The sequence below is a fragment of the Nostoc sp. CmiVER01 genome (genome assembly GCF_034531135.2).
Lineage (GTDB): Bacteria > Cyanobacteriota > Cyanobacteriia > Cyanobacteriales > Nostocaceae > Nostoc.
In genome coordinates, this window is the sequence record NZ_JAVRBU020000002.1 from 191,086 (window position 1) to 206,000 (window position 14,915).

Consider the following 14,915-nt stretch of genomic DNA (forward strand, 5'->3'; position numbering starts at 1 on the left):
AACGCACCTTACCAATTGGGACACCTACTCGTCAATTTGACCAATGCGGCGGATATTCAAAATGTCGCTCATTTTTTTTATTTGGACAAACACTTGCTCTAATTGAGAGCGATCGCGTATGTCTATTCCTAAGTCGATTAATGCAGGTTGACCAGCACAGGTTTTCACCTGAGCATGGCGGACATTAATTCCTTGGTCACTCAACCGTGACAAAATATCCTTTAGCACCCCTACGCGGTCAAGAGCTTCAATTTGAACATCTACAGGATACGTATGCGGGCGACCACTATTTTCGGCGGTGGGGTTCCATTTAACTGGTACTAAGCGCTCATACTCCACAGTTTCCAGATTATTGCAGCCTTGGCGATGAATCGAAATCCCCCTACCTCGCGTCACCACACCAATAATTGGTTCGCCAGGAATCGGGGTACAACACCCAGCTAAATAATACACCAACCCCTCTACCCCAATAATTGGCGAATCACTGGCACGGGAGATAGGCGCAGGTGAATCCCGCAAAGCTTTTGATGTACTTGGTTCTTTGGGAATAAATGGCGACACGGTGGAAATTGGTTGTTGTGCTTTCGCCACTTCTCGCCAACGATTTAGCACCAAATTCAATGTGACTTCTCCGTAACCCAAACCCGCGAGTAAATCGTCCACACTATGGTAGTTACACTTTTGGGCGACAGTCTCCATTGCATCCGATTTCAGCAAGCTATCAAAACCAGTTTTACCCAGTTCCTTTTCTAACAATTCGCGTCCACGGGCAACATTTTCTTCCCGGCGCGATCGCTTGTACCATTGTTTTATTCGATATTTCGCCGCCGAACTTCTGACAAAGTTCAACCAATCCAAACTCGGATGGCAGTTCTTTTGGGTAAGAACTTCTACAATATCCCCATTTTGTAGCCGCGTTGACAAAGATACCATTCGCCCATTCACCCGCGCCCCTGAACAATGGTTTCCCACTTCCGTATGAATGCGATAAGCAAAATCTACAGTGGTGGAACCTGGACTTAAAGGAACAACATCTCCCTTAGGGGTGAAGACATAGACATCATCTTCAAATAGATTGTCTTTGATGCTATCAAGATATTCTTGGGCATCCTTGAGATCAGTTTGCCATTCCAGCAGTTGTCGCAGCCAAGTAAACTTGTCATCCGTCTCTGTGAAATGGCTAATACTAGAACCGCCTGTTTCTTTGTATTTCCAATGGGCGGCAATCCCGTACTCGGCGATATGATGCATTTCGATTGTGCGAATTTGCACCTCTAAAGGACGGCCAGTTAGTCCAATCACCCCAGTATGTAATGACTGGTAACGGTTAGGTTTTGGCAGCCCAATGTAGTCTTTAAATCTCCCAGGAATTGGGCGAAAAGCATCATGAACCACCGCCAACGCCCGATAGCATTCCTCATTAGTTTGAACAATAATCCGCAGTGCCGCCAAATCGTAAATTTCATGAAATTCTTTTTGCTGGCGGTGCATTTTTTGGTAAATGCTATAAAGGTGCTTGGGACGACCGCTAATATCCTGAAAGCGGATTCCGGCTTGCTGCAAACGCTCTTGCAGCATTTTCGTAGCTTTAACCAATTTCTCTTCTCGAGCCGTTCGTTTTTCGGAAACAAGCTCCTGCATTTGACGGAAAGCTTCCGGTTCCAAATACTTAAAAGCCAAATCTTCCAGTTCCCATTTAATTCGCCAAATCCCCAAGCGATTGGCTAAAGGTGCAAAAATATCTCGCGTTTCTTGGGCACTGCGGCGGCGGCTGGCCTCTGACATGTATTGTAAAGTTCGCATATTATGCAAACGATCTGCCAATTTCACCACAATTACTCGAATATCTTGCGCCATTGCCAAAAACATTCGCCGGAAATTTTCGGCTTGGCTTTCGGTTTTGCTGGTGAAATTAATTTTAGAAAGCTTAGTGACACCTTCAACCAATTGCCGCACTTCTGCGCCAAAGCGTTCTTCTATTTCTTGACTTGTTACTTCTGTATCTTCAACGACATCATGAAGAAACCCAGCTGCTATCATAGCAGCACTGCCTCCAAAATCATGCAGCAAGTCGGCTACAGCAACGGGATGAGCAATGTATGGTTCTCCCGATTTGCGATATTGACCTTGATGCAGTTGGTAAGCAAATTCAAATGCGCGACCAATTAAGACTGCATCACTATGCTTTCGGTCATCTTCTGCTGCGCCGCTACTTGTGGATGACTCCTTCAAACATTTCTTTAACCATTCCGGAATGGTTAGATCAATTGATGAATTTATAGCTAGACTGCTCATACAATTGGGTCGGTATAGGATCGGTAGATTAAGTGAATGATAAATAAAACTGGCAGCATCAACCTAAGAAGATGCTGTCGCCCAGAGACGGGTAAAAAAACAGTGTAAGGATGATTTTCCAATTGCCGATAGCGTAGCGTAAAGCCTTCTCTATGAGAGGCTGCGCCAACGGCATAGATTCGCTTAGAGCGACGCAGGAGCGTCCGGTACTCATCCAATTTGAGTTTCAAGGTTCATAAAGAAAATCCATTGATGGCAAACAAAGCCCCAAATCCTGATTTGAGGCTTTTAGTGCTGATAAGTCTTTAAGAAAGTTTATTGTAGAAGAAAAATTACTTGACATTAATACTATCTTAACTAGCACCGGATGTCTTTAAACCCTGAGAAATATTTGGCACTCGTAACCTTGCTAGAGCAATTACGTTCCGATGCCGCAACTACCCAAATTGTTGCACCAGAACTGCGGCAGCGTGTAGCCTCGTTGCAGCAATTCTTTGGGGAGCAGATTGTACCTTTGGCTGATGAAAACTGGCGAGTGCAATCTTATCAAACCGAAATGAGCAAGCAACTGCGCTTGTTGGCAATAGATGTGATGTTTTTGCAAGGAGCGCGGCAAGCATCTACTGCACAAACGAGACTTCAAACGATTAGCGATCGCTTGACAACCCTCATCCAATACTGTGATGCCATCCTGCAACCAGAAGCGGAAGGAGAAAAATAACAATTGTTCACCTTTTTCTCTAATTTCTCCATCATCTCATTTATGACCTGTGATGGAAAGTTATTTTGGCAACAAGTTGGGAGTGGGCATTGGGCATTGGGCATTGAAAAGAGGCAGAGGGGCGGGGGGCAGGGTGCAAAGGGGAAAATTCTTCTTCCCCTGCTTCCCCTGCCTCCCCTGCCTCCCCCGCCCCCTCATCTCCCATTCTCAATCCCTTTGAGGAGAAGATTTATTGTGCGGCGCATGTATGCTTCTACCGGCTCGGTTGTGGGTTTGAATATCAGTGCATAATATAGTGACCCGCTCACAAGGTCAATAATTAAGTCTACGTCTGCGTCTTTGTGAATTTCGCCTCTAGACTTGGCACGCTCAAGTACTTTAGAAAAGGCTTCGCGTCGGAGTTTTGTATATTTTGTCCAGTAAACCTCTGCAAACTGAGGATTGCTAGACGCTGTACTAATTATCAAAGCCAGTGTCTGACGACCAAGGGGACTATCTATTTTTTTAGCAGCATTATTTATCAAAATATCCATGTCTCCCCAAAACCTGCCAGTATTGGGGATCACTAAATCATCTCTCAAACTTTCTATCGCGTCTGCAACTAGTTCTTCTTTGGAAGTGTAACGCCTATAGATAGTCGTTTTACCAACTCCAGCACGAGAAGCGATCGCTTCTATACTCATGCTTTCATATCCTACCTCTGCAAGTAAATCCAAAGTCGCTTGCACAATAGCCTGATTGGCGTGAATGCTGCGTGGTCTTCCAGAGGGGCTATTGATTTGCTTATTCATAAAAATATCATCCCCAAGCAATATCTTATTGGCCATTTGCTTCTAGCTTTGGGCTTAGAAAGTAGCTTACAGGAAACAAATAAGCCCTATAACCCAATTCTCATGCATGAAAACAGCAGCAGTGACTATCCATCCTTAGCATAGGTATTTCTGCTACTTTTCATTGAATTTTCCCTTGACCATTTCAATATGATACGCTACCGTAGCGTATGTATACAAAATTTAATTTTAGCTTTGGCATTAGTGTTCCAACCAAGGCATTGTTTGACATCTCCCAAAGATTATTTATGTAAGAATGGCTACCAATATTAAAAGTTCTAGTTTTGACGAATTTGGTTATGTCCACGGCCCATTGAAGTGGGCGATCGCTTTTACGGCTTCCCTTGGTGCTATTTTAGAAGTAATTGATACTAGTATTGTTAACGTAGCTCTCACCGACATTCAAGCTACCTTGGGTGCAACTGTCAGTGAAGTGGGTTGGGTAGTTAGCGGATATGCGATCGCTAATGTCGTCTTAATTCCCTTATCTGCATGGTTGGGAGACTACTTTGGGCGTAAAACCTACTTTATCTTCTCGCTGATTGGTTTTACCATTTCCTCCGTTTTATGTGGGCTGTCCTTCAATCTACCGATGTTGATTGTTGCCCGAATTCTCCAAGGTTTATGCGGTGGCGGGTTGCTAGCGAAAGCCCAAGCGATTTTATTCGAGATTTTTCCCCCGGCTGAACAAGGTTTAGCCCAAGCAGTTTTTGGTGTAGGTGTAATTGCTGGCCCGGCAATTGGCCCAACATTGGGAGGATTCTTAGTAGATGGTTTAGGCTGGCGCTGGATTTTCTTTGTTAACATTCCCTTTGGGATCATCGCAGTAGCGATGTCTTTGGCGTTTTTGCCAAAGAATAAAGCCAGGAAGGATACCCAAAATCAAGCTGTTGATTGGTGGGGGATTGGATTTTTAATCGTGGCTGTGGGTAGCTTACAAACTGTATTAGAAGAAGGGGAGCAAGATGACTGGTTTTCTTCTAGTTTTATTGTCACTCTGACGATTGTCGGTATTATCGGCTTGGGGTTGTTTATTTGGCGAGAACTAAAAACAGATCACCCGGCTGTGGATTTGAGAGTTTTGCGTCACCGTTCTTTAGCTGCGGGAAGCGTTCTCTCAGCAGTAGTGGGTATGGGACTTTATGGCGCACTTTTTGCTGTGCCAATATTTGCTCAGAGTGTGCTGCAATTTACGGCAACACAAACAGGATTATTATTAGCACCTGGGGCTTTAGCGTCTGCGATCGTTATGGTTTTATTAGGCAAACTGTCTAGTATAGTTGATGCCCGATTTTTAATTGCACTGGGCGCTGTCGGATCATCTGGAGTCATGTTTCAATTGGCGACAATTACCCCACAAACAGGTACAGATGATTTATTCTGGCCATTGGTATGGCGTGGGGCTTTTACCGTGTTGATGTTTCTGCCTTTGAGTTTGGCAGTTTTAGGGCCGCTACCCAAACAAGATGTTTCAGCCGGTTCTGGTTTCTACAACCTGACTCGACAATTAGGTGGCAGTATCGGCATTGCCCTACTTACTACTCTGCTTGACCAAAGACAGACTTTTCATCGAGCCATCTTGTTAACTAAACTTAGCCCTTATGACCCAGAAACCAATCAGCGTCTAGATTTACTCAATGGGGCACTCCAAAGCCAAGGCATGGATGCGGCAACAGCGCAACAACAGGCACTAGCTTTATTAAGTCAAACAGTAGATATTCAATCAGCTGTTTTATCTTACGCAGATTGTTTTCGAGTCGTAGGCGTAGGGTTCCTTTGCTCATTACCTCTGTTATTGTTCCTGGGAAAAGGCGGCGCAGGAGCGAAAGCGCCAATGGGTCACTAGTGGTCTGTCCCATCAAAATTAATGGGACAGACCACTAGGGATAAATAGCGATCGCATCCCAATTTTAAATTCTTTGATTGCAAAACTACGTAAAAACACGGCTTCCCAATTATTTTCTACTGAGAAGTCATAGAAAAAAGTTAATATACAGGGACTCATTTGTATTAAAATCAAAAGCCCTACTCAGTTTTGAGCAGGGCTATATGAAGTTTTATTATTAAAATTAGAAATCTTTATCTTAGAAAAAGTTCATTATTGTAATTATGCCAGCGCTAGTCAACATCATTAAAGCACCCATGATTATAGATTCACCTAAGCGATTGGGGGATTTTGAAGTGTTCATTTAAGTAAAATCCTTTTTATTAATTGTTCCTTAACCATATCAAAATCAGTATAAATATCTATAAAAGCATTGTAAAACTTAAATTACCGTAAAGTTTCTTAGTAATTACTTAATTTATACTTAAATATTTTTACTTATGTATTCCTTTTGACTGAATCCTAAAAATAGGACAACGCCCAATTCCCCATACCCCATATTGATAATGTAGTAATTTCCGAACAGAATAATTACCTTATCTCCGAGCGGAATATGGGCCTTTGTGGAGTAAAATAAATCTTAGTCAAGGTAAAAATATTTGAACAGAAGATTATCATGACAGTATCCACGGCATCTAGAAACCAAGCGATCGCTTTTGACTTAGATACATTAAATCAGCAATTTGAAACTGCCACTCCCAAAGAAATACTGGCATGGTCTATAGAAAATATTCCAACGGGACTGGTGCAAACAAGCGCCTTTAACGTGGATGATATGATAATCACCCATATTCTTTACACTGAACTGAAGCATCCAGTTCCTGTGATATTTCTCGACACTTTGCACCACTTCCCTGAAAGCCTAGAATTAGTAGCCAAAGCCAAACAAATTTACAACCTGGATTTGCAAACTTTCAAAACTCCAGACGTAGACACCCGCGAAGCCTTTGAAGCGAAGTACGGTGACAAACTTTGGGACAAGGATATTGCTCAATTCCACCACATTACAAAAATTGAACCACTATTACGGGGTCTAGACGAACTCAACAGCGTCGCTTGGATTACCGGTCGCCGCCGTGACCAAGCAGTAACCCGTGCGAATATGCCTATATTTGAATTCGACGGTAAAGGTCGGCTGAAAGTAAATCCTATCGCTACTTGGACACGCAAAGATAGTTGGGTTTACGTGGCTGAACATGGAGTCATTTACAACCCCCTTCACGACAAAGGTTATCCCAGCATCGGCGATGAACCCATCACCACTAAAGTAGGCGAAGGCGAAGACGAACGCGCCGGACGTTGGCGGGGAAGTGATAAAACAGAATGCGGAATTCATATTTAGTTGTTATGTATTGGTCATTAGTCATTAATATTTAGACAAATGACTAATGACTAAGGATAAATATGATTAAAATCCTCCATCTTTCCGATATCCACATGGGAAGCGGCTTCTCTCACGGACGAATTAATCCAGAAACGGGATTAAATACACGATTGGAGGATTTTGTCAATACCTTGTCTATATGTATTGACCGGGCGCTGACAGATGCTGTTGATATGGTGATATTTGGTGGCGATGCTTTCCCGGATGCTACACCACCGCCTTATGTACAGCAAGCTTTTGCCAGCCAATTTCGCCGTCTCATGGATGCCAATATTCCAACAGTGCTGTTGGTAGGCAATCACGACCAACACTCTCAAGGACAGGGAGGCGCGAGTTTAAATATTTACCGCACTTTGGGAGTGCCAGGATTTGTTGTCGGTGACACAGTAACTACTCACTGCATCGAAACCCGTAATGGCAAAGTGCAAGTAATCACGCTTCCTTGGCTTACCCGTTCAACTCTGATGACTCGCCAAGAGACTGAAGGTTCTTCTTTGGCGGAAGTCAACCAACTATTAACGGAACGCCTGCGAGTTGTTCTAGAAGGGGAAATTCGCCGTCTTGACCCCAATGTGCCAACTATCCTTTTGGCTCACTTGATGTCTGACAATGCTGCTTTGGGTGCAGAACGTTTTTTGGCAGTAGGTAAAGGCTTTACTCTGCCCTTATCTTTACTGACGCGACCTTGTTTTGATTATGTAGCCTTGGGACACGTCCACCGCCACCAAAATCTGAATAAATCCAACAACCCGCCAGTGATTTATCCAGGAAGCATTGAGAGGGTAGATTTTAGTGAAGAAAAAGAAGACAAAGGCTATGTGATGATAGAGCTGGAACGGGGGAAGGTTGAATGGGAATTTTGTCCCTTAACAGTTCGGACTTTCCGCACCATTGAAGTGGATGTCTCGAAAGCAGATGATCCGCAAGGGGTGTTAATGAAAGCGATCGCTAAGTATGATATTCAAGATGCTGTAGTGCGGCTAATCTACAAACTCCGCTCCGAGCAGATGGATTTAATTGACAGTTCTTCTCTACATACTGCTTTAAGTCCCGCTCATACCTACACCATTCAAGCAGAATTAGTAAGTCAATTAGCCAGACCCCGCATTCCTGAATTGACTGCAAGTAGCAGCATCGACCCAATGGAAGCCTTGAAAACTTACTTGAACAATCGTGAAGACCTTAAAGATATAGCAACCTCAATGATGGACGCAGCACAGAAGTTGTTAGCAGATGATGTAGAAGTTTGGCTGGAAGCAACAACTAGTGAATAAGTTCAAGTAATTCGTAACTCGTAATTACCATTTAAGCTACCCTAGATGGGGTTCTTTGAAAAGAGGTTAACACCCTATGATGAATTGTCCGATATCGGTTAGGATAATCCATCAATTAGAGGAAAAACTTCAAGCACGCTTAATCGCGCTGCAACCTGAAAATCACCCAAATATAAATTTGGACAGACTTTATAGGAGTTTGCTACTCTACATATCAATTGTTGTTTTTCTTCTAGCTAGAGGAAATTTTAGACTCAGTACATAAAGTTATCGAGCCTTGAATAAGCTATTTTTTACAGGTAAATCTTTTCGTTTTATGGCTTTTGTCCTACCGCTAATCATCTGGTGGGGATACAAAGAAGTACAAAACCAAATTGTACAGCCGCAAGCAGTTGTAGTGTTGGGTGGTTCAACGAGACGTTTAGAGCGAGAAAAGTTTACGGCCGAATTCGTTCGCCAGCATCCAAATATACCAATTTGGATTACTGGGGGTAGTCCAGCTAGATTCACCCAACATGTGTTTACCAAAGCTGGTGTTGATCCCAAACGTTTACACTTGGACTATGAAGCCGTAGATACTGTTACTAATTTTACTACGTTGGTAGATGATTTGCAATCTCGCGGCATCAAGAGCGTTTATTTAATTACTTCAGATTTCCACATGCGTCGGGCTTGTGTCATCGGCGAAATTATTTTGGGTAGTCGAGGTATTTATTTAAAACCAGTGCCCGTTCCTTCTGAAAAACCCCCTGAATCTATCGAAAAATCTGTTCGTGATGGAGCTAGAGCGATACTTTGGCTAGCAACTGGTTACACTGGTGTGAATGTAGTTAAAAATAAACGGTAAATCAAACCAATTGTGGATTTTAGAATTGAAAATCTTTCGATTCAGAAGGTTTATCGATTTCAAACGATACAAAGTATTCCAATTTTGTATAATTTATGAGAATTTGCCCGATCTTGATCTTAAGTCAATACAGGCAAATTCAGAAAACTAATGCCAATAATATTGAAATTAGCTTAGTAATAATAGACACATAAAAGTAGAATTGCCGAAAACTAGCGCAACCCCAATCTTCAAAGAACACAATATAAAAACCAATTAGCAAAAATTGGTAATTTGTTTGCCTAGTAAATACTTTATGTCCATCAAAGTTTTGAGCAGCAGCTCGGGTGGCTCGAATTTCTCTGTGTAATTTAGGGAAAAAACGCCCCAAGATATCTTACAATTTGATACCCTAGCTTAAACAGATTTGAGAAAAATTAAAGCGTGGAAATTCAACTTGGACGGGGAAAAACAGCTCGCAGAGCTTACGGGATAGATGAGATTGCTCTAGTCCCTGGTAACAGAACACTAGACCCCAGTTTGGCAGATACTAAGTGGCGTATTGGCAATATTGAGCGAGAAATCCCGATAATTGCCAGTGCGATGGATGGTGTTGTAGATGTTCGCATGGCTGTACGTTTGTCACAGTTAGGAGCATTAGGTGTTTTGAATTTAGAGGGTATTCACACTCGCTATGCTGATCCAGACCCCATATTAGATCGGATTGCCTCTGTGGGCAAAGATGAATTTGTCGGGCTGATGCAAGAACTCTATGCCGAACCAATAAAGCCAGAATTAATTGAACAACGGATTCAGGAAATTAAACAACAAGGTGGCATTGCGGCGGTAAGTGCGACTCCAGCCGGTGCAAGTAAATACGGTGAGGCGGTGGCAAAAGCTGGAGCAGATTTATTTTTTGTACAGGCTACGGTAGTTTCTACTGCACATCTGTCACCAGAGTCTTTAGTACCACTTGATTTAGCAGAATTTTGCCGTTCCATGCCCATCCCCGTAGTGTTGGGGAATTGTGTAACTTACGAAGTCACTTTGAATTTGTTGAAAGCTGGCGCGGCTGGGGTACTTGTAGGAATTGGGCCTGGTGCAGCTTGTACGTCCCGTGGGGTGTTGGGTGTGGGTGTACCACAGGCGACTGCGATCGCAGATTGTGCCGCAGCACGAGATGATTACTACAAGGAAACTGGCAACTACATTCCCATTATTGCTGATGGCGGTTTAATCACCGGTGGCGACATTTGTAAATGTATCGCCTGCGGTGCCGATGGTGTGATGATTGGTTCCCCCTTTGCTAGAGCCGCAGAAGCCCCAGGACGAGGTTATCATTGGGGCATGGCCACTCCCAGCCCAGTCTTGCCCCGTGGTACCCGCATTCGCGTTGCCACTACCGGTAGCCTAGAGCAAATACTCGTTGGCCCAGCAGGGCTAGATGATGGCACTCACAATCTTTTAGGAGCCTTAAAGACCAGTATGGGCACTTTAGGAGCCAAAAATATTAAAGAAATGCAACAAGTGGAAGTTGTGATTGCGCCTTCTTTATTAACCGAGGGGAAAGTTTACCAAAAAGCTCAACAATTAGGTATGGGGAAATAAAATTGGGGCATGGGGCATGGGGCATTGGGAAGAGACAAGGGGACAAGGGTAAGGGAAAGACTGATTGCAAGTTTTGTTTTTCACCTTGTCCCCCTGCCCCCTGCCCCTCTGCCTCTTTCCACTCCCCAATTCTTCAATAAATTTTTCCAGCCCCCTAAACAATTGCTGGAAAAATTCTATATCTCGCCTACAATAGAGATAGCGGAGACGAATGTTTCCGTTCACTCCTCACACCACACTCCGCCCGGACTACTGTTCGGGCGGTTCCTTATGTTTATAAATAAAATAAGAGAGCTTCTTTGCAAATGTACATCCTCGCACTTCCAAGCTGAGGTTTTTGCTATGGTAGAATTTTCACCAAGTTCAGATATTATTGACGAAGGTTTTAGGCATGTCAACAGCCGCGCAAGTTACCGATTCTAGTTTCAAGCAAGAAGTACTCGACAGCGATGTACCCGTTTTAGTTGACTTTTGGGCACCCTGGTGCGGACCATGCCGTATGGTAGCTCCTGTTGTCGATGAAATCTCCGAACAGTACAAAGGTCAAATCAAAGTCGTCAAAGTCAACACGGATGAAAATCCTCAAGTTGCTAGTCAGTACGGCATCCGCAGTATTCCCACATTAATGATTTTTAAAGATGGACAGAAAGTGGATATGGTAGTTGGCGCTGTGCCTAAGACTACATTAGCTTCCACTCTCGAAAAGTATCTTTGAAACTCAATTGGCAATAAACTCCTCTTGAGTTATCCATCTTGTTCTAAGTTTAGGTTAATTTTTATAAACAAGTTTGAGAGGCGCGAATTTCTCGTTTCTCAAACTTATTTATATTTGTATACAGTTTCAGAATATTTTTAGGAGTTTTCTAGCTCAAAAATAACTCCCTAATTCCTGTACTACCAATTTCAACCGCTAGCGCCGCCAACAAAAAACCTAAAAGTTGAGTCACAATCACTCCACCTTCTGCACCAATCCACTGGTCAATCACGTTTGCTAAACGCAAAATTAACCAAGTGACAAACATCGCTCCTAAGATACCTACCACGACAGCAATATGCGGACTCTGTGATTTCGACATCAACAACATCACCGTTGTCAAAGTCCCAGGCCCAGCTAACAGTGGTAAAGCTAATGGAGTAATTGCGACATCGCGTCCCTCTTCAATAATCGGCTGATCTAATTCTCCACGCTGCATTTGTAAAGCAATTAACAGCAACAATAATCCTCCTGCTACTCGCAAAGAACCGATACTAATTTCCAAGTAATTTAAAATTATTTGCCCTGCAAAGGCAAATAGCAAAAGAACTATGATCGCAATGACAATTGCTTTGTCTATAACTTTGTTTCTTTGGTCTGGCATCATGCCTTTAGTCAAAACTAAAACAATCGGTATATTGCCCACAGCATCCGCCAAGACAAACACAGCGATAAATGTTTGAATGAGAATAGGAATATCCACAGTAGACAGTTTTTATCAAGGTTTAATCACAACCTAATCTTTATCTTGCTTCGTTTGCTATAACCCAGAGGAAGATTAAGATCAGCATAAAACAAGTCTGGTAAAGAAAATCTTGGCTGAAGCATTTCTAATTAAGTTCCACAGATGTTGAAGTAACGATATATTTTGATAATCACTTTTCCATAAATCAACTGTTCGTTGTTGAATCTATGAAGTCTTATTTAGCCGCCGCTATTCAATTGACCAGTGTGCCTGATCTACAAAAAAATTTGGCACAGGCAGAAGAATTAATAGAGCTTGCCGTGCGTCAAGGTGCTGAATTGGTAGGTTTGCCAGAAAACTTTTCCTATATGGGAGAAGAAAAAGACAAACTCGCGCAAGGTGATGCGATCGCTCTTGAAAGTGAAAAGTTTCTCAAAAAAATGGCTCAACGCTTTCAAATTACGATCTTGGGCGGCAGCTTTCCAGTTCCGGTAGACAATACAGGCAAAGTTTATAACACCACTCTACTTATCGACCCAAACGGTCAAGAACTTGCCCGCTACTGCAAAGTACACCTATTTGATGTTGATGTCCCCGACGGCAACACCTATCGGGAATCCAGCACGGTTGTGGCTGGTACGCAATTACCACCTGTCCATTTTTCAGAAAAGCTTGGTAATTTAGGGCTTTCCATTTGTTATGATGTCCGCTTCCCGGAACTGTACCGTCATCTGGCAGACAAGGGAGCCGATGTTATCTTTATTCCCGCCGCCTTTACTGCTTTTACAGGCAAAGACCACTGGCAAGTATTACTACAAGCCAGAGCCATCGAAAATACCGCCTACGTCATTGCTCCTGCCCAAACAGGCAATAACTACGCCCGCCGTCTAACCCACGGCCACGCCGTTATTATCGACCCTTGGGGCGTAATTTTAGCCGATGCCGGAGAAAAACCGGGAATTGCGATCGCAGAAATCAAGCCCACTAGGCTTGAACAAGTCCGTCGTCAAATGCCATCTTTACAACATCGGGTGTTCTAGGGAGCAGGGGGAGCAGGGCAGGGGAGACAAGGAGACAAGGGGACAAGGGGACTTAAATTAGAACTTGCAACAAGTGTTTCCTCTTGTCCCCAAGTCCTCTTCTCAATGCCCAATGCCCATTCCAGCCTTTATAAATAAAACAAAAAACCGGGTATTTACCCGGTTTCTGACAACATTAAAGTTATCAGTTTTTTAGGAGCATAGTCCTGCTATGCTCCTATTTATTTGTTGTCAAAATTAAACTTTAGCAGCTGACTTGGTAACAACGTTGAGTTCACCCTTAGCATACTTAGCAGCAAAATCTTCCAAAGAAATTTGTTTAATCTTGCTTGCGTTGCCAGCAGTACCAAATTGCTGATAGCGTTCAGCACAAACCTTCTGCATGTATGTAATAGAAGGCTTGAGGAAGTGACGGGGGTCAAACTCCTCTGGTTTTTTAGCCAAAGCTTCACGTACAGCAGCAGTAATAGCCAAACGGTTATCGGTATCGATGTTTACTTTACGTACACCGCTCTTGATCCCTTTTTGGATTTCTTCTACAGGTACACCGTAGGTTTCAGGAATTGCACCACCATACTGGTTAATCAGTGCAAGCAAATCTTCAGGTACAGAAGAAGAACCGTGCATTACCAAGTGGGTGTTAGGCAGACGGCGGTGAATTTCTTCAATGCGGCTGATTGCCAAAATTTCGCCAGTCGGTTTACGGGTAAACTTATAAGCACCGTGGCTTGTGCCAATGGCAACTGCCAAAGCATCTACTTGGGTTGCTTCTACGAAGTCAACAGCTTCATCGGGGTCGGTTAGCAGTTGTGAGTGGTCGAGTGTACCTTCAAAGCCGTGACCATCTTCAGCTTCACCAGCACCAGTTTCTAGAGAACCCAAACAACCGAGTTCACCTTCAACGCTGACACCCAAAGCATGAGCTACATTTACAACTTCGCGGGTAACATTAACGTTGTACTCGAAGCTAGCGGGGGTTTTCGCATCAGCTTCTAAAGAACCATCCATCATCACGCTGGTGAAGTTGTTCTTAATTGCTGAGTAGCAGGTAGCAGGCGCATTACCATGATCTTGGTGCATGACAATGGGAATGTGAGGATAGGTTTCTACGGCTGCCAAAATCAGGTGGCGTAGAAAGTTTTCTCCTGCATAATTACGAGCGCCGCGTGAAGCTTGTAAAATTACGGGGCTATCTGTCTCGACAGCAGCTTTCAGGATTGCCTGAATCTGCTCCAAATTGTTAACGTTGAAAGCTGGGATGCCGTAACCGTTTTCAGCTGCGTGATCCAACAGCAGCCGCAGTGGTACAAGCGCCATAGATAGTCCTCCTAATGTGGTTGTCAGCTAGTCGGTCTGAGAGAAGCGTAATTATTACGCTAAATCTTAAGAGTTTTTTCAACTTATAGGAAATTATAACTAGTGTCGTGTGTCTATGTTGAAAAAGTTTATGCCATCGTTACTATAACTGTGTTCTATACTCTTGTACTATGAACCATAGTTACTCTGTATTGCTGTAGATTTAGTTACCCTACAGCTAGTAGCTCTGGTAGCCCAGTATCCCAAATGGTTATCTTAAAGCATCGCACTCCTAAACTATTTTGGCAAATCTACAA

At 43.3% G+C, this 14,915-nt stretch carries 13 protein-coding genes; 8 read left to right on the top strand and 5 right to left on the bottom strand.

Going from position 1 to position 14,915, the window contains the following annotated elements; all coding sequences use genetic code 11:
• Nucleotides 1-24: 24 nt before the first annotated feature.
• Together RMZ43_RS03515 and RMZ43_RS03520 are read right to left on the bottom strand one after the other, a co-directional pair.
• Nucleotides 25-2,295 (bottom strand): RelA/SpoT family protein, encoded by a 2,271-nt coding sequence (locus tag RMZ43_RS03515; RefSeq protein WP_322654630.1) that lies wholly within the window; start codon nucleotides 2,293-2,295, stop codon nucleotides 25-27.
• Nucleotides 2,292-2,525 (bottom strand): hypothetical protein, encoded by a 234-nt coding sequence (locus tag RMZ43_RS03520; protein ID WP_322654629.1) that lies wholly within the window; start codon nucleotides 2,523-2,525, stop codon nucleotides 2,292-2,294. Before RMZ43_RS03520 ends, RMZ43_RS03515 begins: the two co-directional genes overlap by 4 nt.
• 137 nt (nucleotides 2,526-2,662) lie before the next feature.
• Between RMZ43_RS03520 and patD the strand changes: the two genes are divergently transcribed.
• Nucleotides 2,663-3,016 (top strand): heterocyst frequency control protein PatD, encoded by a 354-nt coding sequence (patD, locus tag RMZ43_RS03525; RefSeq protein WP_322647436.1) that lies wholly within the window; start codon nucleotides 2,663-2,665, stop codon nucleotides 3,014-3,016.
• A 194-nt stretch (nucleotides 3,017-3,210) separates the two neighbouring features.
• Here the strand turns inward: patD and RMZ43_RS03530 are convergent, their stop codons facing one another.
• The gene (locus tag RMZ43_RS03530; RefSeq protein WP_322654628.1) at nucleotides 3,211-3,807 is read right to left on the bottom strand and encodes a TetR/AcrR family transcriptional regulator; all 597 of its coding nucleotides are present in this window, start codon (nucleotides 3,805-3,807) and stop codon (nucleotides 3,211-3,213) included.
• Nucleotides 3,808-4,102: 295 nt separating this feature from the next.
• On the opposite strand from RMZ43_RS03530, the gene RMZ43_RS03535 reads away from it, so the two are divergent.
• From RMZ43_RS03535 to trxA, 6 genes are all read left to right on the top strand, one after another.
• Nucleotides 4,103-5,692, top strand: coding sequence for a DHA2 family efflux MFS transporter permease subunit (locus tag RMZ43_RS03535; RefSeq protein ID WP_322654627.1), 1,590 nt, complete (start codon nucleotides 4,103-4,105; stop codon nucleotides 5,690-5,692).
• A 655-nt stretch (nucleotides 5,693-6,347) separates the two neighbouring features.
• The gene (gene cysH, locus RMZ43_RS03540; protein ID WP_322647440.1) at nucleotides 6,348-7,073 is read left to right on the top strand and encodes a phosphoadenosine phosphosulfate reductase; all 726 of its coding nucleotides are present in this window, start codon (nucleotides 6,348-6,350) and stop codon (nucleotides 7,071-7,073) included.
• 62 nt (nucleotides 7,074-7,135) lie between these two features.
• Entirely contained in the window at nucleotides 7,136-8,389 is a 1,254-nt protein-coding gene (locus RMZ43_RS03545) for an exonuclease SbcCD subunit D (RefSeq protein WP_322647441.1), read from the top strand.
• 316 nt (nucleotides 8,390-8,705) lie between these two features.
• Nucleotides 8,706-9,236 carry a YdcF family protein gene (locus RMZ43_RS03550; protein ID WP_322647623.1) on the top strand — a complete coding sequence of 177 codons (531 nt, stop codon included), beginning with the start codon at nucleotides 8,706-8,708 and terminating at the stop codon, nucleotides 9,234-9,236.
• A 423-nt stretch (nucleotides 9,237-9,659) separates the two neighbouring features.
• Entirely contained in the window at nucleotides 9,660-10,823 is a 1,164-nt protein-coding gene (locus RMZ43_RS03555; RefSeq protein WP_322647442.1) for a GuaB3 family IMP dehydrogenase-related protein, read from the top strand.
• Nucleotides 10,824-11,214: 391 nt separating this feature from the next.
• Nucleotides 11,215-11,538 (top strand): thioredoxin, encoded by a 324-nt coding sequence (gene trxA, locus RMZ43_RS03560; RefSeq protein ID WP_196522884.1) that lies wholly within the window; start codon nucleotides 11,215-11,217, stop codon nucleotides 11,536-11,538.
• 148 nt (nucleotides 11,539-11,686) lie between these two features.
• On the opposite strand, the gene RMZ43_RS03565 is transcribed toward trxA, so the two are convergent.
• Nucleotides 11,687-12,280 (bottom strand): MarC family protein, encoded by a 594-nt coding sequence (locus tag RMZ43_RS03565; RefSeq protein ID WP_322654626.1) that lies wholly within the window; start codon nucleotides 12,278-12,280, stop codon nucleotides 11,687-11,689.
• 209 nt (nucleotides 12,281-12,489) lie between these two features.
• On the opposite strand from RMZ43_RS03565, the gene RMZ43_RS03570 reads away from it, so the two are divergent.
• The gene (locus RMZ43_RS03570) at nucleotides 12,490-13,302 is read left to right on the top strand and encodes a carbon-nitrogen hydrolase family protein (protein ID WP_322647444.1); all 813 of its coding nucleotides are present in this window, start codon (nucleotides 12,490-12,492) and stop codon (nucleotides 13,300-13,302) included.
• 237 nt (nucleotides 13,303-13,539) lie between these two features.
• On the opposite strand, the gene fba is transcribed toward RMZ43_RS03570, so the two are convergent.
• A complete protein-coding gene (fba, locus tag RMZ43_RS03575) occupies nucleotides 13,540-14,619 on the bottom strand; it encodes a class II fructose-bisphosphate aldolase (protein ID WP_012411833.1) in 1,080 nt (359 codons plus the stop codon).
• Nucleotides 14,620-14,915 lie beyond the last annotated feature (296 nt).

Coding starts and splice junctions, on each gene's coding strand:
- RMZ43_RS03545 (WP_322647441.1), top strand. CDS start 7,136: ATGATTAAAATCCTCCATCTTTCCGATATCCACATGGGAAGCGGCTTC.
- trxA (WP_196522884.1), top strand. CDS start 11,215: ATGTCAACAGCCGCGCAAGTTACCGATTCTAGTTTCAAGCAAGAAGTA.
- RMZ43_RS03535 (WP_322654627.1), top strand. CDS start 4,103: ATGGCTACCAATATTAAAAGTTCTAGTTTTGACGAATTTGGTTATGTC.
- RMZ43_RS03550 (WP_322647623.1), top strand. CDS start 8,706: ATGGCTTTTGTCCTACCGCTAATCATCTGGTGGGGATACAAAGAAGTA.
- RMZ43_RS03515 (WP_322654630.1), bottom strand. CDS start 2,295: ATGAGCAGTCTAGCTATAAATTCATCAATTGATCTAACCATTCCGGAA.
- RMZ43_RS03570 (WP_322647444.1), top strand. CDS start 12,490: ATGAAGTCTTATTTAGCCGCCGCTATTCAATTGACCAGTGTGCCTGAT.
- RMZ43_RS03530 (WP_322654628.1), bottom strand. CDS start 3,807: ATGAATAAGCAAATCAATAGCCCCTCTGGAAGACCACGCAGCATTCAC.
- patD (WP_322647436.1), top strand. CDS start 2,663: ATGTCTTTAAACCCTGAGAAATATTTGGCACTCGTAACCTTGCTAGAG.
- fba (WP_012411833.1), bottom strand. CDS start 14,619: ATGGCGCTTGTACCACTGCGGCTGCTGTTGGATCACGCAGCTGAAAAC.
- cysH (WP_322647440.1), top strand. CDS start 6,348: ATGACAGTATCCACGGCATCTAGAAACCAAGCGATCGCTTTTGACTTA.